Source organism: Pseudomonas sp. 32A, assembly GCF_052682255.1.
This window is the reverse complement of sequence record NZ_JBQYLY010000001.1, coordinates 3,845,315-3,867,602: the sequence shown is the minus strand read 5'-3', so window position 1 is coordinate 3,867,602 and position 22,288 is coordinate 3,845,315. Positions and strand designations below refer to the sequence as shown.

The 22,288-nt window shown below is 61.4% G+C and carries 18 protein-coding genes, 1 tRNA gene and 1 pseudogene; 7 read left to right on the top strand and 13 right to left on the bottom strand.

Features of this window, described 5'->3' with window-relative positions; all coding sequences use genetic code 11:
* Positions 1 to 90: 90 nt before the first annotated feature.
* The 4 genes from ACUN0G_RS17750 to ptsP all read right to left on the bottom strand — a co-directional run bounded on the left by ACUN0G_RS17750 (position 91) and on the right by ptsP (position 7,322).
* Positions 91 to 1,632, bottom strand: coding sequence for an alkaline phosphatase D family protein (locus ACUN0G_RS17750; protein WP_445573927.1), 1,542 nt, complete (start codon positions 1,630 to 1,632; stop codon positions 91 to 93).
* Between the two features lie 186 nt (positions 1,633 to 1,818).
* Positions 1,819 to 3,531, bottom strand: a complete 1,713-nt coding sequence (locus ACUN0G_RS17745) for a PTS fructose-like transporter subunit IIB (protein WP_445573926.1) — start codon at positions 3,529 to 3,531, stop codon at positions 1,819 to 1,821.
* Positions 3,532 to 3,542: 11 nt separating this feature from the next.
* Positions 3,543 to 4,463: a 1-phosphofructokinase gene (gene pfkB / locus ACUN0G_RS17740; protein WP_445573925.1), complete on the bottom strand. Its 921-nt coding sequence runs from the start codon at positions 4,461 to 4,463 to the stop codon at positions 3,543 to 3,545.
* Entirely contained in the window at positions 4,464 to 7,322 is a 2,859-nt protein-coding gene (ptsP, locus tag ACUN0G_RS17735) for a phosphoenolpyruvate--protein phosphotransferase (protein ID WP_445573924.1), read from the bottom strand.
* A gap of 293 nt (positions 7,323 to 7,615) precedes the next feature.
* Between ptsP and cra the strand changes: the two genes are divergently transcribed.
* Both cra and ACUN0G_RS17725 read left to right on the top strand, forming a co-directional pair.
* Positions 7,616 to 8,611: a catabolite repressor/activator gene (gene cra / locus ACUN0G_RS17730; protein ID WP_445573923.1), complete on the top strand. Its 996-nt coding sequence runs from the start codon at positions 7,616 to 7,618 to the stop codon at positions 8,609 to 8,611.
* Between the two features lie 5 nt (positions 8,612 to 8,616).
* Positions 8,617 to 9,393, top strand: coding sequence for a TatD family hydrolase (locus tag ACUN0G_RS17725; protein ID WP_258348167.1), 777 nt, complete (start codon positions 8,617 to 8,619; stop codon positions 9,391 to 9,393).
* Positions 9,394 to 9,411: 18 nt separating this feature from the next.
* On the opposite strand, the gene ACUN0G_RS17720 is transcribed toward ACUN0G_RS17725, so the two are convergent.
* From ACUN0G_RS17720 to ACUN0G_RS17705, 4 genes are all read right to left on the bottom strand, one after another.
* Positions 9,412 to 10,116, bottom strand: a complete 705-nt coding sequence (locus ACUN0G_RS17720; RefSeq protein ID WP_445575561.1) for a methyl-accepting chemotaxis protein — start codon at positions 10,114 to 10,116, stop codon at positions 9,412 to 9,414.
* A gap of 1,560 nt (positions 10,117 to 11,676) precedes the next feature.
* A complete protein-coding gene (gene ampE, locus ACUN0G_RS17715; RefSeq protein ID WP_421525587.1) occupies positions 11,677 to 12,513 on the bottom strand; it encodes a regulatory signaling modulator protein AmpE in 837 nt (278 codons plus the stop codon).
* Positions 12,510 to 13,073, bottom strand: coding sequence for a 1,6-anhydro-N-acetylmuramyl-L-alanine amidase AmpD (gene ampD, locus ACUN0G_RS17710; RefSeq protein WP_445573922.1), 564 nt, complete (start codon positions 13,071 to 13,073; stop codon positions 12,510 to 12,512). The genes ampE and ampD overlap by 4 nt, the downstream gene beginning before the upstream one ends.
* Before the next feature lie 61 nt (positions 13,074 to 13,134).
* On the bottom strand, positions 13,135 to 15,294 hold the full coding sequence (locus ACUN0G_RS17705; RefSeq protein WP_445573921.1) for a DUF1631 domain-containing protein: 2,160 nt from the start codon (positions 15,292 to 15,294) through the stop codon (positions 13,135 to 13,137).
* 284 nt (positions 15,295 to 15,578) lie between these two features.
* On the opposite strand from ACUN0G_RS17705, the gene nadC reads away from it, so the two are divergent.
* On the top strand, positions 15,579 to 16,427 hold the full coding sequence (gene nadC / locus ACUN0G_RS17700) for a carboxylating nicotinate-nucleotide diphosphorylase (RefSeq protein WP_010175009.1): 849 nt from the start codon (positions 15,579 to 15,581) through the stop codon (positions 16,425 to 16,427).
* A 69-nt stretch (positions 16,428 to 16,496) separates the two neighbouring features.
* Here the strand turns inward: nadC and ACUN0G_RS17695 are convergent, their stop codons facing one another.
* The 4 genes from ACUN0G_RS17695 to ACUN0G_RS17680 form a co-directional block, all read right to left on the bottom strand.
* Positions 16,497 to 16,802, bottom strand: coding sequence for a DUF6388 family protein (locus ACUN0G_RS17695; protein ID WP_076016485.1), 306 nt, complete (start codon positions 16,800 to 16,802; stop codon positions 16,497 to 16,499).
* A gap of 136 nt (positions 16,803 to 16,938) precedes the next feature.
* A tRNA-Thr gene (locus ACUN0G_RS17690) sits at positions 16,939 to 17,011 on the bottom strand.
* A 39-nt stretch (positions 17,012 to 17,050) separates the two neighbouring features.
* On the bottom strand, positions 17,051 to 18,460 hold the full coding sequence (locus ACUN0G_RS17685) for an O-antigen ligase family protein (RefSeq protein ID WP_445573920.1): 1,410 nt from the start codon (positions 18,458 to 18,460) through the stop codon (positions 17,051 to 17,053).
* Between the two features lie 86 nt (positions 18,461 to 18,546).
* Positions 18,547 to 18,960, bottom strand: a complete 414-nt coding sequence (locus ACUN0G_RS17680; RefSeq protein ID WP_445575560.1) for a pilin — start codon at positions 18,958 to 18,960, stop codon at positions 18,547 to 18,549.
* A 201-nt stretch (positions 18,961 to 19,161) separates the two neighbouring features.
* Here ACUN0G_RS17680 and ACUN0G_RS17675 point away from each other — a divergent pair.
* The 4 genes and pseudogenes from ACUN0G_RS17675 (at position 19,162) to yacG (ending at position 22,060) form a co-directional block, all read left to right on the top strand.
* A pseudogene (locus tag ACUN0G_RS17675) lies at positions 19,162 to 20,368 on the top strand (type II secretion system F family protein).
* Positions 20,365 to 21,243 (top strand): prepilin peptidase, encoded by an 879-nt coding sequence (locus ACUN0G_RS17670; protein ID WP_445573919.1) that lies wholly within the window; start codon positions 20,365 to 20,367, stop codon positions 21,241 to 21,243. Before ACUN0G_RS17675 ends, ACUN0G_RS17670 begins: the two are co-directional and overlap by 4 nt.
* Positions 21,240 to 21,863, top strand: coding sequence for a dephospho-CoA kinase (coaE, locus tag ACUN0G_RS17665; protein WP_421553130.1), 624 nt, complete (start codon positions 21,240 to 21,242; stop codon positions 21,861 to 21,863). The genes ACUN0G_RS17670 and coaE overlap by 4 nt, the downstream gene beginning before the upstream one ends.
* Complete coding sequence (gene yacG, locus ACUN0G_RS17660) at positions 21,860 to 22,060, top strand: DNA gyrase inhibitor YacG (protein ID WP_063027056.1); 201 nt, start codon at positions 21,860 to 21,862, stop codon at positions 22,058 to 22,060. The genes coaE and yacG overlap by 4 nt, the downstream gene beginning before the upstream one ends.
* On the opposite strand, the gene ACUN0G_RS17655 is transcribed toward yacG, so the two are convergent.
* A complete protein-coding gene (locus ACUN0G_RS17655) occupies positions 22,057 to 22,272 on the bottom strand; it encodes a hypothetical protein (protein WP_258348194.1) in 216 nt (71 codons plus the stop codon). The two genes, yacG and ACUN0G_RS17655, sit on opposite strands and share 4 nt — an antisense overlap.
* Between the last annotated feature and the right edge of the window lie 16 nt (positions 22,273 to 22,288).

The following is a 22,288-nucleotide window of genomic DNA, read 5'->3' as shown; positions in this document are numbered from 1 at the left end:
CTGCGATGGCGGTGTATCAGTTAAAAATTATTGACTGACACTCCGCTATCGCAGGCAAGCCAGCTCCCACATGTTTAATTGCATTCCAAATCAGGCGGGCTGCAGCTTCTGCTCAAACACCGACACCCCATCCAGGTCCCGCAAAATCACCGTCAACTCCGCCGTCTGCCCATCAATCTGCACTTCGCCAAAAAACTGAAACCCGGCAAACGGCGAGGTGTTCTGCACGGGCGGAGCCTTCTCGAACACCACTTCCGGCCCAAAGGTTTTATCCAGCGGATTAGGCCCAAAACTCCCAGCGTTCAACGGCCCGGCGACAAACTCCCAGAACGGTTCAAAATCCTGAAACGCCGCCCGATCCGGATGGTAATGATGGGCCGCGCAGTAATGCACATCCGCCGTGAGCCACACGTGATTACGCACCTGCTGCGCCCGCAAAAACGCGAGCAATTCGGCGATCTCCAATTCGCGACCCTGGGCCGGGCCCGGGTCGCCGTTCGCGATCGCTTCCCAGCGCGGCACGCCGGGGCTGACCTCACCGTCGGGCACGCCAAGGCCAATGGGCATGTCCGCAGCGATGACTTTCCATTGCGCCTGGGAGGCTTTCAATTCGCGCTTCAGCCAGTCCAGTTGCTCACGCCCCAGGAACGGTTTTTCGCCGCCAAGGTTGTCGTCGTTCGGGCCGCGATAGCTGCGCATGTCCAACACAAAGACATCCAGCAACGGGCCGTAGCTGAGCTTGCGATAAATCCGCCCGCCCTGGTCGGCGCTTTGCCGGCGCATGGGTGAATATTCCAGCCAGGCCTGGCGCGCACGGCCCACCAAAGTGTTGATGTCGCGGGTTTTGTAGCGCTCATCCAGTTGCTTGCTCGGCGACCAGTTGTTGATCACTTCGTGGTCGTCCCACTGCCAGATCTGCGGCACTTCGGCATTGAAGCGACGCACGTTTTCGTCCATCAGGTTGTAGCGATAGTTGCCACGGTATTCATTCAGGGTTTCAGCGACTTTGCTTTTGGCTTCGGTGGTGATGTTGCGCCAGATGCGTCCGTCCTCGGTGGTCAGTTGCGCGGGCACCGGGCCGTCGGCGTAGATGGTGTCGCCGCTGTGGATAAAGAAGTCCGGCAGGCGCAGGCGCATGGCTTCGTAGATGCGCATGCCGCCGATGTCCGGGTTGATGCCGAAGCCCTGGCCGACGGTGTCGCCGCTCCACACGAAACGGATATCCCGGCGTTGCTGCGGCACGCTGCGCAGGTGGCCGAACCAGGGCTCGCTGGCCACACCGGTTTGGGCATCTTCGAAGTGCACACGGTAGAAAATCGCCTGGTCGACAGGCAGGCCGGTGAGTTCGACACGGGCGGTGAAGTCGGTGCGGCTGTCGGCCAGGGGCGAGACGAATTTGCGCGGGTTGCTGAACACACTGCGGGTGTCCCACTCCACCACCATCCGTGCCGGGCGGTCGCTGCGGCTCCAGATCATCGCGCGGTCGCCCAGCAGGTCGCCGGACTGCACACCGTCGGTGAGTTGCGGGCGATCCTTGACCGAGGCGATCACCGCAGGCGCGAGGCCCGGCAGCAACAGGCCGGCGCCGACGGCTTGCATCACACGGCGGCGACCGAGGTTGAAGTGGGTCATGCAGGTTCCCTCTCGAGCAGCAAAAGGGAAACTTAAGCATGAAGGGATGAAGGGGATATGACACAGACCTTATTCATAACGAAGATCAAATGTGGGAGCTGGCTTGCCTGCGATCGCATCACCTCGGTTACGCTGATACACCGAGGTGATGCGATCGCAGGCAAGCCAGCTCCCACATGAACCGAGTTATGCCTGGGCGGGTGCGACAGAAAGCTCTACGGTCTCCGGGCGTTTGAGGAAGGCATACACCACAGCGGTCAACAAACTTCCCGCCACAATCGCCAGCAAATACAGCAGCGCATGGTTGATCGCATTCGGGATCAGCATCACAAAAAACCCGCCATGGGGCGCCATCAGTTTGCAGCCGAAATACATCGACAGCGCACCGGTCAGCGCGCCGCCAGCGATGCTCGCCGGAATCACCCGCAGCGGGTCCTTGGCAGCAAACGGAATGGCGCCTTCAGAGATAAAGCACATGCCGAGAATCAACGCAGCCTTGCCGGCTTCGCGTTCGGTCTGGGCGAACTTGCGCCGCGCCAGGAAGGTGGCGATGCCCATGCCAATCGGCGGCACCATGCCGGCAGCCATGGTCGCGGCCATGGGTGCACCGCTTTGCGCTGCCAGCAGGCCGACGGAAAACGCGTAGGCCGCCTTGTTGATCGGGCCACCGAGGTCGACGCACATCATGCCGCCCAGCAAGATGCCCAGCAGCACAGCATTGGTGGTACCCATGGTGCTGAGGAAATCCGTGAGGCCGGTGAGCATCTTCGCCACCGGTGGCCCTACCAGGTAAATCATCGCAAGACCCGTGAACAGACTCGCCAGCAACGGGATGATCAGGATCGGCTTGAGGGCTTCCAGGCTCTGGGGTAAACGGATCGCACGGCTGATGAATTTGACGCAGTAGCCGGCGAGGAAACCGGCAAAAATCCCGCCAATAAAACCCGCGCCCAAGGTGCTGGCCAGCAGGCCGCCGATCATGCCGGGAGCCAGGCCCGGACGGTCGGCAATCGAGTAGGCGATATAACCCGCCAACAGCGGCACCATCAGCATGAAGGCCTGGTCGCCGACGGTTTTCAGCGCGGCGGCCAGGGTGCCTTTTTCTTCAAAGGCATGAATGCCGAACACAAACGACAGGGCGATCAGCAGACCACCCGCCACCACCATCGGCAGCATGAACGACACGCCGGTGAGCAAGTGTTTGTAGACGCCGGTCTTCTCCGGTTTGGCGGCCGCACCGCTGGCGGCGGATTCCTGCTTGCCCTCGGCCAGCGCCTTGTTGAGGGTCGCCTCGGATTGCTTGAGCGCGATCCCGGTGCCACAGCGATAGATTTTCTTGCCGGCAAATCGCTCGGTGGCGACTTCGATATCGGCGGCCAACAGCACCACATCGGCGTCACGAATAGCCTCGGCGCTCAGCGGCGTGCGGGCGCCCACCGAGCCCTGGGTTTCCACCTGTAAGTCATAGCCGAGGCGCTTGGCGGTTTGCTGCAACGCTTCGGCAGCCATGAAGGTGTGAGCGACGCCGGTCGGGCATGCCGTAATCGCGACGATACGCGGCGTGCTTTTCGCCGGTGCCGCATCAGCCTCCTGCACCTGAGCCTCTTCGACCCCGCGACGCAGCACCGCGTCCACATCCTGCAACGCCTGGGCCGGCGTGCTGCGGAATACGCGCTTGCCAACAAAACGCTGCATGTCCACCGGCGTGCTGCTGACCAGCAACACCCACTCGGCGGCTTCAATGGTGGCCGCCGACAATTGGCGTTCCGGGTGTTGCACGTCCACCACTTCGACGCTGGTACTCCAGCCCTGGCGCTGCGCGGCAGCGTCCAGCAAGCGGGCGCACAGCACACTGGTGACCATGCCGTTCGGGCAGGCAGTAACAATGGCTAACTTCATGACCAACCCTCTTATTGTTCTGTCAGCGGGCGCACGTGGACGCCGCTCTGCAAAGTCTCAAGCTGTGCCTCATCGGTGATGCCAAAGCCGATTTGCGTGACCGCCATCGCGGCAATGGCGGTGGCGCGGCGCAGGGTCTGCTCCGGCGTATCGCCATTGAGCAAACCGTGAAGCATCCCGGCCAACAGCGAGTCGCCGGCCCCTACGGTACTGGCCACCGTTACCTTGGGTGGCGTGGCGTGCAGCGTGGTATCCGCGCTGTACCAGCTCACACCGGCGGCACCGTCGGAGACCACCACATGCTCAACACCTTGCCGATGCAATTGGCTGACAGCATCCGTGGCATGACCGAGGGCGTCGGCCAGCTCTTCGGTATTGGGTTTGACCAGCCATGGGCCGGCCTTCAACCCGGCGCGGAGCGCTTCGCCGCTGGTGTCCAGGGCGACTTTCAAACCGAGGTTTTTCAGTTGCTGCAGCAGGCCCTGGAACCACTGAGGGGTGATGCCGCGTGGCAGGCTGCCGGCGACCACCACCGCATCGAATTCAGGGCCGATTACCGCCAGTAGTTTCAGCAGTTGAGCTTGCGCCTGCTCACTCACCCACGGCCCCGGTGCATTGATGTCGGTGACCCGGCCATCCTGTTCGGCAATCTTGATATTGCTACGGGTTTCTCCTGGCACGCGAATGAACGCATCGCCAAACCCACGACTAGCGATCAGCGCATCGAACGCCTGTGGGTTCGCTGCACCGAGAAAACCGCCCACGCTCACCAGATGACCAAGGTCCGCCAGCACCTGCGCGACGTTCACGCCCTTGCCGGCAGCATGGGTAATCATCGCTTCACTGCGGTTGACCTCACCCGGTTCCAGGCGCGCCAGGCGCACCGTCAGGTCCAACGCCGGGTTCAGCGTCAGGCTTAAAATCCTTGCCATTTACACGGCCTCCACAAGCGCACGCACTTCGGCGGGAGAACCCACCGCCAGAGCTTTTTGGGCCAGGCCCTGGGCCTCGCTCAGACTGAATTCACGTACCCGTGCCTTGACCTCTGGAATGCTGCGCGCAGACACACTCAGCTCATCCACCCCCAGGCCGACCAGCACCGGAACCGCCAACGGGTCGGCTGCCAACTCGCCGCAAACGCCGACCCATTTGCCATGGGCATGGGCGGCTCGCACGGTGATGTCGATCAGTTGCAACACCGCCGGATGCAGGCCATCCGCCTGGGCCGACAGCGTCGGGTGGCCACGGTCGATGGCCAGGGTGTATTGGGTCAGGTCGTTGGTGCCGACGCTGAAGAAGTCCACTTCCTTGGCCAGTACCGGCGCCAGCAACGCGGCCGACGGCACTTCGATCATGATCCCCAGTTGCAGGTCGGCCACCGGAATTTCCAGGCGCAGGCGCTCGGTCATGTCCCGGGCCTGGCGCCACTCATCCACGCTGCCGACCATGGGGAACATGATGCGCAGTGGACGGTTGTCCGCCGAACGCAACAGCGCGCGCAATTGCGCTTCCATGATCTGCGGGCGTTGCAGGGTCAGGCGGATGCCGCGCACGCCGAGGAAGGGGTTTTCTTCCTTGGCGATCGGCCAGTAAGGCAGCGGTTTGTCACCGCCCACATCCAGGGTGCGCACCACCAGTGGCCGACCGCCGAGGCCGTCGAGCACGCGGCGGTATTCCGCTTCCTGGGTGGCTTCGTCGGGCGCTTGTTTGTGGGCCATGAAAATCAGTTCGGTGCGTAACAGGCCGATGCCTTCGGCACCCTGCTCCACCGCGCTGGCAACCCCGGCGCTTTCGCCGATATTGGCAAACACTTCGACGGCATGGCCGTCGCGGGTCAGCGCCGGTTCATGGCGTTGCGCGGCGGCGGCTTGCAGGCGTTGTTCGCGGGTATCACGCTCGACAGTGGCGCGCTGCAAGGTGGCGGCGTCGGCGTCGACATGCAGGCGACCGCGTTGGCCATCCAACAGCAACGGCGTGCCCGAGGCCAGCAGCAACACCGCCGGGCCTGCCCCCACCAGCGCGGGAATGCCCAGGGCACGGGCGACGATGGCGCTGTGGGCAGTGGCGCCGCCACGGGCGGTGAGGATGCCGGCGACGCGAACCGGGTCCAGGCGCGCCACGTCCGAGGGGCCGACTTCGTCCATCACCAGAATGTAGGGCTCGTCCGGCTCCTGGGCGGTTTCGACACCGCACAGTTGCGCCAGCACGCGGCGGCCAATGTCACGCAGGTCAGCGGCGCGCTCGGCGAGCAAGGCGTCCTGCAGCGATTCCTGCTGTTTGGCGGCGGCTTCGATCACGCTCATCCAGGCGGCTTCGGCGCTTTCGCCCTGCTTGAGACGCGTCTCGACTTCGTCGGTCAGTTCCGGGTCGTCGAGCATCTCCTGGTGGGTGATGAAGATCTCGCGGATGGCCTTGGATTTGCTGCGCTCGATCAGGCCCTGGATATCCCGGCGCACGTCGGTCAATGCCGTGTGCAGGCGTTGGCGCTCGATCACCGGCGACTCACCGCGCAGCGGGTATTCGAAAGGTTGCAGCACCTGGATATGCGCCGGGCCAATCGCAATGCCGGGGGCGGCGGCGATGGCCTGGATCAGGCTGCCGGATACCGGGGCGCTGAGCACCGGCTCGATGTCGACGACGACCTGCTGGGCGCTTACCGCTGGCAGCGGCTCGACTTCTTCACCGAGACCTTCTTCCACTGCCGCCAGCAAGGCGGGCAAGGCGTCACCGGCAATGGTTGGCTCAGCGACAAACTCCAGCACCTGGCCACGCCGCGCGCCAAGGCTCAGCAACTTGCTCAGGCTTTTTACCGACACCGCGCTGACATCACCCTCCACGATGCGCACACGGATTTCACCGTCAAAACTTTTCGCCAATTGCGCGAGGATCTTCGCGGGGCGCGCATGCAGGCCGTGGGCGTTGGCCAGGGCGATGCGCACGCTTGGCCAGTCGGCCGGCAGTTCACCGCCGAGCACTTCCAGTACGGCGCGGCTGCTGGTGGCGCGGCCGAGTTCCTGGCCGCGACCTTCGATCAGCAAAGCACACAGGCGTTCGAGCAAGGTCTGGTGAGCCTCGCCAAGGCTGGCCAGGCAGAACAGGCCGCTCAATGGCTGGCCCAGGTAACGCATCGGTTTGTCCGGGGTGACAAAGGCCAGGCCCGGGCGCTTCACCGTCTGCTCGCTGTGCAGCCACCACAGGCCATCGCCCAGGGGCAACGCATCGACTTGTTGCAGGACGGCGGCAAAGCCGTTGCTCACGCAATCGGCCTGGCGCAGCAGGCGTGCGCCGCGCCACACCAGTTCTTCGAAATCGTCCGCCGACACGCCCAGACCAATCATCTGTGCGTCCAGCGCCAGCTCCTGCGGTGCGCCTTGCAGCAGTTTCAGCAAAGCTTCGGCGGAGCTGGCGCGGCGCAGGGCCTGGCCCAGGTCGGTCTCGCCGAGGGCGCGGGTCAGCAGTTGCAGGAGGCGCAGGTGTTCGTCGGATTTGGCGGCAATGCCGATCGCCAGGTAAACGATCTGGCCATCCCCCCAATCCACGCCGTCGGGAAATTGCAGCAGGCGCACGCCGGTGGCGAACACCTGGTCGCGGGTTTCGGGGGTGCCGTGGGGAATGGCGATGCCTTGGCCGAGAAAGGTCGAGCCTTGGGCTTCACGCGCTTGCAAGCCACTGAGGTAACCCTCGGCGACCAGGCCATCGGCCACCAGTTTTTCAGCGAGCAGTTGCAAGGCAGCAGACTTATCCACAGCCGTCTGGCCCATGGATATCTGCTCGTGGGTGAGCTCAAGCATGCCGTTCTCCTAGTTAGTGCGGCGTGCGCACTAGGTATTATTTTGAATAAATCAGTGCAAAGGCGTTCGAAAAAATTGACTGAGTGGTCAGTTGGCAGGACCACGTTCGTCGCGATAATCGTAAAAATACGCTTGCTGAAACGTTTAATCTAGAATTTATGGCAGATTACGCGTTAATTTCCCATGATTGAAGCGCCACTCGGCTGTTGAGTTGCGACAATGGTCGTCTGCAGTAATCGGTTACGATTGGACAAAGTGTCGGGGCAAGCTCTAAAAAACAAGGAAATCCCGGTTTGAAACTCAGTGATATTGCGCGCATTGCCGGTGTGTCTGTGACCACCGCCAGCTACGTCATCAATGGCAAGGCCGAACAGCAACGGATCAGCAGCGCAACCGTCGAACGGGTGCGCGCCGTGGTTGAAGAACATGGCTTTACGCCCAACCCCCAGGCCGCCGGGCTGCGCAGCCGGCATACCCGTACCCTGGGTTTTATCCTGCCAGACCTGGAAAACCCCAGTTACGCACGTATCGCCAAGCTGCTGGAGCAAGGCGCCCGGGCGCGGGGTTATCAGCTGCTGATCGCCAGTTCCGATGACGACGCCAACAGTGAACGGCAATTGCTGCAATTGTTCCGCGCCCGCCGTTGCGATGCGTTGTTTGTCGCCAGCTGCCTGCCGCCCAATGACGACAGCTACCGCGAGCTGCAAGCCAAGGGTTTGCCGGTGATCGCCATTGACCGGGTGATGGAGTCTACGCAGTTCTGCTCGGTGGTCAGTGATGATCGCCAGGCCTGCCAGCAATTGACCAGCAGCCTGCTGCAACCGCTGCCCAAGCAGATCGTGTTGATCGGCGCGCGGCCAGAGCTGAGCATCAGCCAGGAACGTGCCGCCGGCTTCAAGGAAGCGCTGAAAGACTTCAAGGGTGAAGTGCTGATCGAACAAGGCGAGTCCTTCAGCCGTGACTGTGGCCGACAGTTGATGGAGCAATTGCTGCAAAGCCTGGGGCATTTGCCTGACGCGCTGGTGACGACGTCCTACGTCCTGCTGCAAGGGGTGTTTGATGCGCTGCATGACTTCCCGCTCAAATCCCGCCCGCTGCGCCTGGGGACATTTGGCGACACCCAACTGCTGGATTTCCTGCCGTTGCCGGTGAATGCCATGGCCCAGCAGCATCAATTGATCGCCGACACCGCGCTGCGCCTGGCGCTGGCGGCCGTTGAAGAACAGCACTACGCGCCAGGGGTGCACGCCATCGGCCGCACGTTCAAGCAGCGGATTCACTCGGAGTAAGCGGTGTGGAGCTGATCGACAGCCACACCCACCTGGACTTCCCGGACTTCGACGCTGATCGCGCTGAAGTTCTGAGCCGCTGCCGCGGTTTGGGCGTGCGCCGGATAGTGGTGCTGGGGGTCTATCAGCAGAATTGGCAACGGCTGTGGGACCTGGTGCAAACCGACGCGGATTTATTCGCCGCCTTCGGTCTGCACCCGGTGTATCTCGACGACCATCGCCCCGCCGACCTGACCGAACTGGGCGACTGGCTGACCCGCCTGAATGGCCACCGTCAACTGTGCGCGGTGGGCGAAATCGGCCTGGATTACTTCCTCGAACAGCTGGACCGCGAACGCCAGCAAAGCCTGTTTGAAGCCCAACTGAAGCTGGCGGTGGATTTCCAGCTACCGGCGCTGCTGCATGTGCGCCGCAGCCACGCGGCTGTGATCGCTACCCTCAAGCGTATTCGCCTGCCACGGGGAGGCATCATTCACGCGTTTGCCGGCAGCCAGGAAGAAGCCCGCGAATACATCAAACTCGGATTCAAACTGGGCCTGGGCGGCGCCGCGACATGGCCGCAAGCCCTGCGCATGCACAAAGTGATCGCCCGCCTGCCGCTGGAAGCTGTGGTGCTGGAGACCGATTCGCCGGACATGGCGCCCGTCATGTACCCGGGCCAGCGCAACAGCCCCGAACATCTGCCGGACATCTGCGTCGCCCTGGCGCAGCGCATGGGCCTCAGCCCTTCAGCGTTGGCTGAGGCGAGCAGCCGCAATGCCTGCGAGCTGTTCAACTGGTAGGGTTCCGCCCCCGGTGCCTCACACCCGAAAGTTACCGATCAGTTGCTTAAGTTCGATCACTTGCAAGGACAACTGCCGGCTGGCGGCTTCGGTCTGGTGCGCGCCCTGCGCCGCATGCTCACCCGCACGGTTGATCTCGACGATGTTCTGATCGATGTCGTGTGCCACGGCCGTCTGTTGTTCGACGGCAGCGGCAATCTGCTGGTTCTGGTCGACGATCATTCCCACGGCACCGAGGATATTCTCCAGCGCCTGCTGGACCTTTTCCGACTGCCCCACCGTGCCATTGGCCATCTCGTGGCTGCTGCCCATGGCCTTCACAGCTGCGCCGACGCCGCTGTGGAGCTTGGCAATCATCTGCTCGATTTCCTCGGTGGACTGCTGGGTACGCCGGGCCAGGGTGCGCACCTCATCGGCCACCACGGCGAAACCGCGCCCTTGTTCACTGGCACGCGCGGCCTCGATGGCGGCATTCAGCGCCAGCAGATTGGTCTGTTCGGCGATGCTCTTGATCACTTCCAGCACGCGGCTGATGGATTGACTGTCGACGGCCAACTGATTAATCACCCGCACCGATTGATCGATCTCCGAGGCCAGCGCCGCGATACTGCCTTGCTGGGACTGCACCAGCCCGCGACCGCTGACGGTTTCTTCGTTGACGCTGTGGGCGCTGCTGACCGCCGCCGCCGCACTGCGGGCGACTTCCTGGGCGGTGGATGACATCTGGTTCATGGCGGTCGCCACTTGCTCGATCTGGCTGCGCTGGCCGGAGACGGCCTGGTTGCTGCTGGCCGAGACCGACTCCACTTGCCCGGCCTGGTGTTCGACCTGGTTGACGGTGTGCCCTACCCGCTCGATCAGGTCGTGGATTTTTGCCACGGTGGCGTTGAACACCTGACCCAGATCCCCCAGTTCGTCGCGGCTTTGGGCGATAAAGGTGACGGTCATGTCACCCGCCGCCACCTTGTCCATCATCGCTCCGAGTCGGCGCAACGTGGTGCGGGTCGAGGCGTAGAACCCGGCGTACAGATAGAAGATCAGCAAAAACACCGAGGCCAGGGCCGCCACCAATCCGATCATGTGCGTGCGGTTTTCTGACAGGCGTTGCTCCAGTTGCTGCTCGAGAAAGGTCAAGGTGGCTTCGTCGAGTTGATAGGTCTTGGCCATCAACGTGCTGACTTCGTCGTAGAAGCCTTGCCATGGAGCGTCGAGGGTTTCGGCCACGACGACCTGCTCTTCGAACAACTCACTGCCTTGCTTGAGGCTGGCCTGGCTCGCCTCCGCCAGGCTCGCCAACGCGGCGTGGGCAGGTTTGCTGGCGCCGAGGGCGTCTTGCAGTTTCAGGCCGTATTCGGCCTGGAGTTTTTCCAGTTGCTGCAACAATTCATCAAAACGGGTGCTGGAGGAAGAGTTGAGAAAGCCCTGACCCAACGAATAAGCGCCCATTGCCCGGCCTTCGCCCAGGGTTTGGGTGACTTGCGGGGTGACGCTGGTGATCAGTTCGCTGAGTTGGCGCAGGTCGCCCTGAGGGTCGCGGCTCAAGCCTGACTGGCTGGCGATGATCTGGCTGAGCATCTGCGCCTTGTTGAGGAGTTTGCCGATCAGCGCGCTCTTGCTCAGCAGCGAGGTTTCCTGTTGCTGGGCCTTGAAGGCGGCGATCATTTCATCGCGTTTGGCGTCGAAGGCGGCGGCTTGCTCGGGGTCGGCAGACAGGGCGTGGAAGCCTTGCAGGCGCTGCAGCAGTTTTTCTTCCAGGGCGACGATCTTGCTTTCAATGTCGCCGGCTTTGCCTGATTGGCCGAGGGTTGCGTTGATCTGAACCTGGTTGTTCAGGGTTTCCAGGTCGCGGCGCAGGGCCAGGCTGCTGCCCAGCAGGTCGAGGCTTTGCAGCTCGATGCGGGTGCCCTGGAATTCACGCCAGGAGTCGCGCACCAGGTAATAGTTGGTGGCCAGCATCGGCAACAGGAACAGCACGCTGATAAGGCTGAACTTCATGCCGAAGGTCAGGCGGTTCATGAACGCGACGGCGGGATAGAGCAAGCTCTTCACAGGTGAACTCCCTTTTTCTTTTATTTTTATTGAGGGCGCAGGGCGGCGGCAGATAGCCACTATTTGGCGCTCTGTCTGTATAGCTCAATTCGAAAAGGAGGTTTGTAACTTAAGGTTAACGAGGTAGGAGCGAGCTGGCTTGTGAAGAACGTCGACGATAATGCGCGCTATCTGGATGCACGCGGTGTCCTTGCGTTTTTCGCGAGCCAGCTCGCTCCTACAGAGGGGGGTGGATCAGGGCAACACGGTCCAGATGGCAAAACCGGCGTACCACAGCACGGCGGCGCGCAACAGCAATTCCCAGATACGGTCGAGGCTGTTGATACCCTCAGGCCCCGCCACCGGAGGCGGGATTTCAGCGGCCACCAGGCCCACCTTTTCTACCAGTTGCGCCGCGCTGATGTCCCAGCTCAGCAACTCATGCAGCATCACCCGGCCGACCGCCACAAAGTTGCCTACCAGGGCAAAACTCGCCGCCAACAGGCGTACCGGCAACCAGTCGAAGGCATGGCGCAATTGCCCGGCGCGCTCGGCCACCAGCGGGTTCTGGCTGCGCTCGGTCGCCAGCGCCAGCAACCGGTAGGCCAAGGCAGCCACCGGCCCGAGGAGGAAGTACCAGAAAATCACCGCGAAGAAACTTTGATAGGCCTGCCATAACAGATGGCCCTGGACTCGTTCCAGCAGTTGCTCGCCACTGTCGGCGCTGATGCTCAAGTCGCGCTCGGCCACATGTTCGGCCGCTTGCAGGTCACTCCGGCGCCAGGCATCACGGAACGGGCCCAACCCGGCCAGTAGATCGCCACGGCCAAGGCTATAGATCACCACCAGCAAATGCACCGGCAGCGCCAACAGGCCATAAGCCACTGGCTCCAGCACCAACAGCAACAGCGCCAGCAATGCCACCGGCAGCAGCACCAGCAGCGCGAGAATCAGCCACGGCCGTTTGCCCAGGCTGGCGCTTGATTCCAGCTTCGCCAGCTCCCGCAGCCAACCGCCATCACGTTGTATACGCTGGCGCAGGGCCGAGAATTTCTCGATCCATACCGCCAACACCAACACCAGAAAACTCATTGTGCGTGTCCTCCATCCTGCAAGGCGCTGCGAAAGCGCGCCCAATCAAATTCGGGTCCGGGATCGGTTTTGCGTCCCGGGGCGATATCGCTATGGCCACAAATGCGCTGGCGGGTAATGCCCGTGTACACCGCCAGCAACTGGCGCGTCAGGGCAATCAGGGATCGATACTGAGCATCGGTGAAAGGCAGGTCATCGGTACCCTCCAGTTCAATTCCCAGGGAAAAGTCGTTACACGTTTCACGGCCCTCGAAGCTCGATACGCCGGCGTGCCAGGCACGGTCCAGGCACGAAACAAATTGCGTCACCGCGCCATCACGCTCAATCAGAAAATGCGCAGAAACCCGTAGGTCGGCAATACCTTCAAAGTAGGGATGTTCCGTGACATCCAGACGATTCTGGAAAAACTCATGCACCTTGCCGGTGGCGAATTGCGCCGGTGGCAGGCTGATGTTGTGCACCACCAACAGGGAAATCTCGCCACCGGGGCGCTCGTTGAAGTTGGGTGAAGGGCAATGACGAATGCCCTGGCACCAACCGCTGGCGGGGTCCAACTGCATACAGGTTCCTTGAGCGAGGCTGGGGTGCCTCAGTATGCCGCGTTCCGCTGTCCGGTTGCGATCACTTGGCGCGATGAAGTTGGCGCAGGTTGCCAATCACCGAGGCCAGGGCACGGTCAAACAGCAGCGCATCGTCCAGGGTTCGCACCGCGCCGCGCTTGAACTCCAATGCCAGTTCAATCGGGCTTTTTTCCAATACCTTGAGGCCGGTGCGGTTGACAAAAATACAGGTATTGGCCGGCGCAATAATCGCCGTCAGCTTGCAGCGCAGGGTGTTTTCAGGGTCTTCCTGGAATTCGACCCAGCAACCGATTCGCAGTTGGCGAACCTTGAGCAGGTCGGGGTCATCTTCCGGCAGGCTCACCGCAAGGGCCGATGCAGCAGGGCTGAGGACGAATGCCTCGCGCACTTCAACCTGCGCCAGCGAAGACTGTCCATCGGTATTGCCCCGGAAAGACAGGACATGCAGCGTCTGCAACTGGGTGAAAAATTCCCGGGTAATGAAGGGATCAAACGCGGCGCCGCTCAAGCCGTCGCGCAAGGCCTTGAGCAATTCAGGCAGCTGCTCCAGCAAGTGCCGCCCCGCTTCGGTGTCTTCACTCAGGCCGACACTCCAGATCAACTCATCCATGGTGCGCAACCCGGCCGCCCATTGCGGCGAGTGTTCGCCGTGCTTCAGGCAGGCCAGCAACAGCACCTGGCTCCAGGCCTGCTGCAGGAACTGCACCACAAACTCGGGCAAGACTTTGCCCAACAGCCTCAGATTGAGGGCTTCGGCCACCCGCTGACGGGCGATTTCGGTACGGACACGCCCTTCTTCCGCGTCACGGGTGCGTTGCTCCAGTAACTCGCTGCGGCGCCGCTCGTCATGGGTAAACGCGGTGAACTCTGCCAGCAGCTGGGAAAAAATCGCCGGGTCATCGACAAAATCGTTCAGCAAGCGCTGCACCACCTGCTCGATGTGCACGTACAAGCTGTCGCGCTGATAGCCGTCGCGCCGGCTCCAGCCCATGGCTGCCGCAGCGATTTCATTGAGCAGGCGTCGCGCCGGGTGGTTGGCGTGACTGAAAAAACTCTTGTCGAGCACCGCCACTTTCAACATCGGAATCTGCAGGCGGGCGATCAGGGCCTTGAGGGACTCGGGCACCGTACTGTCATCGAGAATGAACTCGAAGAGCATGGCGATCAGGTTGATCACGTCCTCGTCGGCGTCCTCAACCACCCGCGACTTGCCGCTCTTTACGCTGACCCGGGTCAGCAATTGTTCAAGCTGGTTGCGCAGGTCGAAATCATCCTCCACCTCGGGCTCAGGTACGTATTGCTGCAAATGGGACAGCAGGCGCAGCAGGTCACGGGTGGAGATTGGCTGGGTCTCGGCGCTGGCCTCAAGGGTGGGCGCCACACTGCCGCGCACGGCGGACAGCAACTCTTGCAGCGCCGCGAATACTTCCTGCTCGCTGTCGTCTGCTGGACGGCCGGTCATCGGCGGTGTGTCTTCAGGCAAATCGGCGGGAGCGACAGCACGCCGCGACGGTACCGCCTTGAGCTCAGGCAATACGCCGGTGGCGATCAACAACTGATTGGCTTCGCCGTACAACAGATCAGCGTCACTGAGGACGTATTTTTCAAACAGTTTGAGGATGATCAGCTTGACCCGAATTTCCACGCCAAGGCTGCGGCCCGCTTGCAGAAAGAACGCGCAGAGCATTGCCGGGCCCAGGGGGTTGTCCCGATCATCCATGTGCCTGTCGAGCAATGCGTTCAAACGCGCCGTCAACTGCCCAAGGGCCAGGCCATCGCGGCGCAGCACCTTGCCCAGCATGGCCTCGAGGGCAACGGCTTTTTCCAGCTCGTCGCCGGAGACGCCGGGCACCGCCGCGTAGGACACCACCGGAATCAGTTGCAGCTCACCGCGCTCCACGTTGCCAAGATTGGCAAACGCCTCGTAAAGCTGCTCCATGAAGCCGCGCTCGAAATTCTTGCGCTTGAGGCGCAAGTCGCGCATGGCCTCAAAGAAAATGCCGTGGTCGACATTGCTGCGGGACTTGTCGGCCATTTCGAACAGGGTGTCGTCGGCGTTATCAAACAGCTCCTGCAAGCCCTGCCTGAGTTGCTGCGCCGCCTTGTCACGGACCTGGAGCAATACCACCGGCAGGCGGGCGAGCGGCGACGGCGTCGCCCGTGCCTTACTGATCGGCACCACCTTCCCGTCTTTATGCATCCTGGCCTCCTGAAACGGCGGTATTCAAGTGTGTGAAAGATCGGTGCGGCAACGGGGCGCAAAGTACCCCGGAACACTGCGAAAATCGGGCTATCACTGTAACGTCAAAGCTATGACGCCAATTGCAAGGCGCGAGATTATCTTGCAAATGAGGGTTGTTGCGCCAGCAAACTCTGTAATCACCGGGTAAATGAGCACCTCAAGCAGTGCCGGTAGCACCTGCCGCCTTGGGTTCAGGCCCGCCCTGCCCCTATAATCCAGGCACTTTGTTTGTGGAGCCTGTCATGCCCAATCTTCGTCTAGCCGACCTGACCGCCGAAATCGAAGCCAACGTGCGTCGCGCACTGCTGGAAGATATCGGCAGTGGGGATATCACCGCACAACTGATCCCGGCCGAACGCCTGGCGAAGGCCACGATCATCACTCGCGATGCCGCGGTCATCAGCGGCACGGCCTGGGTGGAAGCGGTGTTTCGCCAGCTGGACCCACGCGTCGCCGTGCATTGGCAGGTGCGCGACGGTGAGCGCGTCAGCCCGAACCAGGTGCTGTTTCACCTCGAAGGCCCGGCCCGTTCGCTGCTGAGTGGCGAGCGTTGCGCGCTGAATTTTCTGCAACTGCTTTCAGGCGTTGCCACTCGGGCCCAATATTTGGCGGATTTTGTCGCGTCCACCCAGGTCAAGCTGCTGGATACTCGCAAGACCCTGCCCGGCCTGCGCCTGGCGCAGAAGTACGCGGTGACCTGCGGCGGTTGCCACAACCACCGCATCGGTCTGTATGACGCGTTCCTGATCAAGGAAAACCATATCGCGGCCTGCGGTGGCATTGCCCAGGCCATCAGCGCCGCCCACAAGATCGCCCCGGGCAAGCCGGTGGAAATCGAAGTGGAAAGCCTGGAGGAACTGCGCGAAGCACTGGCGGCGGGCGCCGACATCATCATGCTGGATGAGCTGAGCCTGGATGACATGCGCGAAGCGGTGCGCCTGAACGGCGGCAAAGCCAAGCTGGAAGCCAGTGGCGGGATCAACGAAAGCACCCTGCTGCCCATCGCTGAAACCGGCGTGGACTACATCTCCATCGGGGCAATGACCAAGGATGTGAAGGCGGTGGATTTGTCGATGCGGCTTAGCCTCTGAAACGCCCTTAAATCTAAGCGCAAGCTTTTGTGGCGAGGGAGCTTGCTCCCTCGCCACATTAAGCTCGTATCAGATCGCGAGGTTGTTCATCCCGCAATACTCGTTCCAGTCCACACCCAGCACCTCGGCGGCCTCCTTGTGCAAAGCCAGGCGTGCCGCCTCGAACTCTTCCGGGGTGGTGGTGTACTTCAGGGTCAGTTCCCACGGCTGCAGGCCCTGGGCCTCGGCCTCATCTTCAAATGACCATTGGATCTGGTCCCTTTGATCATCGGCGCTCAGGTCCTTGATCTCATCCAGCAGTTCCGGCGACTCCGCAACGTACTTTTTGAGGGCTGCTTCGTGCCGCGCTTCCTGGGTCATTTCTTGTATGGTCATGTCGTTCTCTTAGATCGAGGAATGGGGATGCATCTGGGTCATCAAGGTTTCGCAGATACAAAAGAACAGGCATGAATACCGGTTCGTCTGGCCTTCAGAACCATTCTGGGATCATCTGAAAACTGTGTTGCCTTTGTGCCCGAGACAGGAATCGAACCTGCGACCTTCGCGTTACGAGTGCGCTGCTCTACCGGCTGAGCTACACGGGCGGTGGGCTAAAGCTAGCACTGCCTTGGGCGTCCGGCAACTCACTGCTTTGGGAGGGCAATCACACCCTGCGCCCAAAAGCGCGGCTGCAGGTGATCTTGGCCCAAGCCCATATAGTGCTGGATACGCTCTGTGAGGTGGGGCACGTCACGGATTGCAATGAACACCAACATGCCAACGGACACGACACTCGCCGCCGTCCACATTTTGGCCAGGATCGGCGACGGCGTGACCGCTGGAGTTCGCCACACATGCAGTGCCATCAGCCACCCGGCCACCAGCGACAGCCAGAGTTGCGAAACAGGCATCACGATCACGCCATCCACCATGGCTTGGGTCAGCGCACCGACCAGCGAGGCAAGCAGGCACAAGCGCAGCAGGTCCACGGGTGCCAACGACAACACCCGATCGCGTAACACACCGATGGTTGCCCACCCTGCCCACGTAACCAACGCAATCACACCTAGCGTTGACGGCACACCCCATTCGCTGGCCCATTGCAGAATCGCCTGATGAGGGTGAGCAGCAATGTCGTTGGCGATGTCGGCAAAATGCATCGGCCCGAAACCCAGCCAAGGACGCTCAACAATCATGTGCCAGGCCTGCCACCAGATAGGTCCACGCCCGGACAAACTGGTCGTCAGGCGGTCTGCGGCAGCGTTGGAAATTTCAATCCCCAGGTACCTTGCCAGCACGCTGAACACCAGCCAGTACAGCAACAATCCGCAGGCCAGTGCGGCCAACTGCAAGACCACCCAGCGGCGACCCTGCAGCCCCAAAAACATCAAGACGGAGCCCGCAACGCCCATACCCAGCCACGTGCCGCGGGTACCACCACTGATCGCGATCAGCCACCACACGCAGAGCAGCGCAAACACCGCGGCCCGTGCTGGACGAGCGACGTTTGAAACCAGTAAGGGAAGTGCCAGCAGTGGCAGGGTGAAGGTCTGGAACTGACCGTAGAAGCGCTTGTTGGAAAATCCGGACAACAGCAAATCGGGGTCTACGACCGATTCGCCACTGGTAAACGCGAGGACACCTGCGTGCAGATATTGAATGCTTTTAATCATGCACAAGAGCAATACGAACAGGATCAAGACACGGTCCAGGGACTCATCCCCGTTGCGCCTGGCCCGGCTGAAAGCCACGGCAATGGCGCCACAACTGATGAGCAGCGCCAGTTCGGTCAACGCCCAGAGCGGTTGATGGGCCAACAGCGCCGAAACCAGGCCCGCCAACCCAATCAGCAACACCCCGAGCACTGTTGGCCTATCGACGCATCGCTCTGCCTGCGACAAGCACAGCCCATACACCACCGCACACAGCGCCACCGCTATCTGCACCACACGTTGCCAATCGTGGCCACTGAACGGCGCGCAGATAGCCAGCGTCAGCAGGCACACAACCACGACGAGGAAAGTATTCCCCCGCTGCTGAACGGACAACGTCATCGGCAACCTCTACTTCCTTGTGGCGTGTGCGGAACGAGTTGCGCACACGCTCTCGATTGTTGCGTAAACAGTAGACGGTCTCAGGATCAGGCGCCGCCGGCGGTACAACCTTTGGCAGCGTATTGGTCTTCTGCCGTGGTGGTGCACTTCCAGCCGGACGTGGCACTACGGGTCAAGGTGATGATTTTGCCCAGGACCGGCGCGGGGGCGTCGAGGATTTCACAGGCAATCGTGCCAGCACCGGTGGCGATGTCGCCGGTCACGTCAATCTTGCAGTTGGCCGTTGGGCTGGTCCCGCCGAGCAACTCCAGGGTGGGTGGCGTACCCTGGTTCAGCGTGTCTTCAAAGCCGGCCTTCAATGAGGAGACCTCGGCCAGCCCAGCGGTGAACTTGGCCTTGGCCTGGTGCTTGGTATACATGGGCAGGCCGATGGTGGCCAAAATGCCGATGATTGCCACGACGATCAACAATTCGATCAAGGTAAAACCTTTATGACGCATCACATTCACTCTCCAGAATAAAACCTATCGCGAGGCGCGTCCTGCACCCCGTCTCGGCAACCGCGCCAGTGTACTCACCCCTGCGCAGCCGATGCTGAACAAGACGCACAAATTGACATTTTTTCGCTCGAGACTCCCCGGCCCGAGTCCGTCACCTGACTAAGCTATAAATCTTCCACTGTCTGTGTGCGGAACTGCGAAATGAATGATGTTTCAGCGATCTATGCCTGGGAAGGCGTCAACCGCAACGGGCGCAAGGTCTCGGGAGAAACCAGCAGTCACAACCCTGCACTGGTCAAAGCACTGTTGCGTCAACAAGGCATCAACCCTGGCCGCGTACGCAAAAAATCCGCGGGCTGGCCAAGTCTTGCCCCGTCGGTCAAACCCGTGGAGATTGCCCTCTTCACCCGCCAGCTGGCGACGCTCTTAAAAGCCGGCATCGCGCTTCTGCAAGCACTGGATATCATCGCCGAAGGCTTCGAAAACCGGCACATGCGCACGCTGGTACAAAGCTTGAAGCAGGAGCTTGCCGCTGGCAGCAGCCTGTCTGTCGCGTTGCAGAAACAGCCCCGATACTTCGACGAACTGTACTGCAACCTGATTGCGGCGGGGGAGCAGGCGGGCGCGCTCGAAGCGCTGTTGGAACGGGTCGCCACCCACTTGGAAAAAAGCGAGCAGTTGAAAGCCAGAATCAAAAAGGCGATGACCTATCCCATGACGGTGCTGGCAGTCGCCACCCTTGTCAGTGCGATCTTGCTGATTCACGTTGTGCCCCAGTTCCAGGGCCTGTTTGCCGGCGTCGACGCGCAACTGCCGGGCTTTACCTTGGCGGTCATCAGCCTGTCGGAGTTCATGCAGCAAAACTGGTGGGCGCTGATTTTGGCCGCGGGGAGCGGTTTCGCCGGACTGCGCAAAGCCTATCGCTCATCCACAGGCTTCCCATTGGCTCGATGCCAATTTGTTGAAAGCACCGGTGGCAGGCACACTGCTGAAAAAATCGGCGCTCGCCCGCTACGCCCGCACGCTCTCGACCACCTTTGCAGCCGGCGTACCCCTGGTGCAAGCATTGGACTCCGTGGCCGGCGCTACGGGTAATGGACTGTTCAAACAGGCAATCAATCGTATGCGGCACGACGTATCAACCGGAACGCAATTAAATGAATCCATGGCCGTAAGCGGCCTGTTTCCAGGCATGGCGATCCAGATGACCGCGATCGGCGAGGAGTCGGGCACCCTCGACACCATGCTGGAAAAAGTCGCCAGCCACTACGAGGCCGACGTCGATAACCTGGTGGACAACCTCACGAGCCTGATGGAGCCGCTGATCATGGTGGTACTCGGGGGCATCGTCGGGGCATTGGTACTCGCCATGTACCTGCCGATCTTTCAACTCGGTACCGCCTTTTGAGCACGCCACTGACTGAGATCCTTGTTTATCAGCCATGGTTTTTTGTATCAGGCGCGTTGCTGCTGGGCTTGATTGTCGGCAGCTTTATCAACGTGCTGGTTTGGCGCCTGCCGAAGATGCTGGAGCGTGAATGGCGAGCCCAGGCCCATGAAGTCCTTGGCCTTCCCGCCGAGCCCATCGCGGCGCCCTATAACCTGATGCGCCCCAATTCCTGTTGCCCACACTGCAATCATCCGATTCGCCCCTGGGAGAATATTCCGCTGCTCAGCTACGTATTGCTCAAGGGGCGTTGCTCAAGTTGCCATCAACCTATCAGCGCGCGTTATCCGCTCACCGAGTTGGCGTGCGGGTTGATCTCGGCGGTTGTCGCCTGGCATTTCGGTTTCGGCTGGGCCGCCGGCGCGGTGATGGGGTTGAGTTGGGGCTTGCTGGCGATGAGCCTGATCGACGTGGACCACCAACTGCTGCCGGATGTGCTGGTGCTGCCATTGCTGTGGCTGGGCCTGATCCTCAACAGCTTTGGCGTTTTTGTGTCATTGCCCGATGCGCTGTGGGGCACCGTGGCCGGGTACATGAGCCTGTGGTCGGTGTTCTGGCTGTTCAAGCTGATCACCGGCAAGGACGGAATGGGTTACGGGGATTTCAAGCTTCTGGCCATGCTCGGCGCCTGGGGCGGCTGGCAGATCCTGCCGATGACGCTGCTGCTGTCGTCCCTGGTGGGCGTGATGGGCGGCCTGATTCTATTGCGTCTGCGCAAAGCCCAAGTGTCGGTTCCAATGCCTTTTGGTCCGTATCTGGCAATTGCTGGCTGGATTGCATTGCTCTGGGGTGGTCAAATAACCGACTTCTATTTGCAGTCTGTCGGTTTCAGATGACCACTTCTGTTGCAACCCCCTGGATTCTTGGCCTCACTGGCGGCATCGGCAGTGGCAAAAGCGCGGCAGCCGAACACTTCGTACGGCTCGGCGTGGACCTGATTGACGCCGACCATGCCGCGCGCTGGGTCGTCGAGCCAGGGCGTCCGGCCCTGGCGCAAATTGCCGGGCATTTCGGTGCAAGCGTGCTGCAGCCTGATGGGCAGTTGGACCGTGGAGCATTGCGCAAGCTGATCTTCGAAGTGCCCGAAGAACGCCTCTGGCTGGAAGCATTGCTGCACCCGCTGATCGCCGAGGAGATTCGCAGCCATCTGGCACGCGCCAAATCGCCTTACGCGATTCTGGTGTCACCGTTGCTGATCGAGTCCGGCCAGTACACCATGACCCAGCGGGTGCTGGTGATCGACGTGCCACAATCGTTGCAGATTCAGCGTACCCTGCAGCGCGATGGCATCAGCGAAGCGCAGGTGCAGGCGATTCTCAAGGCCCAGGCCACCCGTGAAGACCGCCTGCTCCATGCCGATGACGTGCTGGTCAATGACCAGGACCTGGCCCGGCTGCATGCCGAGGTCGAGCGACTGCACCACTTTTACCTTACTTTGCGTGGAGGCCGATCATGAGCCAACCCTTGACCGTCGAATGCCCAACCTGCGGCGCACCCGTGGAATGGAAAGCGGAAAACCCCAACCGTCCGTTCTGCTCGGACCGTTGCAAACTGATCGACCTGGGCGCCTGGGCGTCGGAAGAACACAAGATCCCGGTCAGCCCGGACGCCGAGGACGAACTGTTCTCAGAAGATTTTCAGCCCAAACACTAAGGCCGCATAAAGCCATAGTCCTGCTGGTCGTCGAGATTCTCTGCGAGATATTGCAGCTCGTCGGCCAGGTCTTCAAAACTGCGCACGCCTTTGCTCTGCTGTACCACTGCACTGAGCATGGCGCGCAGGGTCAAGCCCGGGTCAAAGCCGATTTCCTGCGCCGCGTCCTGGCTTCTGCGTAACTCCTGCCGTGCCCACTCGTACACACCCATGATTCCGTGCTCCTGG

What these genes read in the sequence shown, in the direction of transcription:
- ACUN0G_RS17750 (WP_445573927.1), bottom strand. Translation starts at nt 1,632, where the DNA reads ATGACCCACTTCAACCTCGGTCGCCGCCGTGTGATGCAAGCCGTCGGC.
- ACUN0G_RS17745 (WP_445573926.1), bottom strand. Translation starts at nt 3,531, where the DNA reads ATGAAGTTAGCCATTGTTACTGCCTGCCCGAACGGCATGGTCACCAGT.
- pfkB (WP_445573925.1), bottom strand. Translation starts at nt 4,463, where the DNA reads ATGGCAAGGATTTTAAGCCTGACGCTGAACCCGGCGTTGGACCTGACG.
- ptsP (WP_445573924.1), bottom strand. Translation starts at nt 7,322, where the DNA reads ATGCTTGAGCTCACCCACGAGCAGATATCCATGGGCCAGACGGCTGTG.
- ACUN0G_RS17720 (WP_445575561.1), bottom strand. Translation starts at nt 10,116, where the DNA reads ATGTCATCCACCGCCCAGGAAGTCGCCCGCAGTGCGGCGGCGGCGGTC.
- ampE (WP_421525587.1), bottom strand. Translation starts at nt 12,513, where the DNA reads ATGAGTTTTCTGGTGTTGGTGTTGGCGGTATGGATCGAGAAATTCTCG.
- ampD (WP_445573922.1), bottom strand. Translation starts at nt 13,073, where the DNA reads ATGCAGTTGGACCCCGCCAGCGGTTGGTGCCAGGGCATTCGTCATTGC.
- ACUN0G_RS17705 (WP_445573921.1), bottom strand. Translation starts at nt 15,294, where the DNA reads ATGCATAAAGACGGGAAGGTGGTGCCGATCAGTAAGGCACGGGCGACG.
- nadC (WP_010175009.1), top strand. Translation starts at nt 15,579, where the DNA reads ATGCCCAATCTTCGTCTAGCCGACCTGACCGCCGAAATCGAAGCCAAC.
- ACUN0G_RS17695 (WP_076016485.1), bottom strand. Translation starts at nt 16,802, where the DNA reads ATGACCATACAAGAAATGACCCAGGAAGCGCGGCACGAAGCAGCCCTC.
- ACUN0G_RS17685 (WP_445573920.1), bottom strand. Translation starts at nt 18,460, where the DNA reads ATGACGTTGTCCGTTCAGCAGCGGGGGAATACTTTCCTCGTCGTGGTT.
- ACUN0G_RS17680 (WP_445575560.1), bottom strand. Translation starts at nt 18,960, where the DNA reads ATGCGTCATAAAGGTTTTACCTTGATCGAATTGTTGATCGTCGTGGCA.
- coaE (WP_421553130.1), top strand. Translation starts at nt 21,240, where the DNA reads ATGACCACTTCTGTTGCAACCCCCTGGATTCTTGGCCTCACTGGCGGC.
- yacG (WP_063027056.1), top strand. Translation starts at nt 21,860, where the DNA reads ATGAGCCAACCCTTGACCGTCGAATGCCCAACCTGCGGCGCACCCGTG.
- ACUN0G_RS17655 (WP_258348194.1), bottom strand. Translation starts at nt 22,272, where the DNA reads ATGGGTGTGTACGAGTGGGCACGGCAGGAGTTACGCAGAAGCCAGGAC.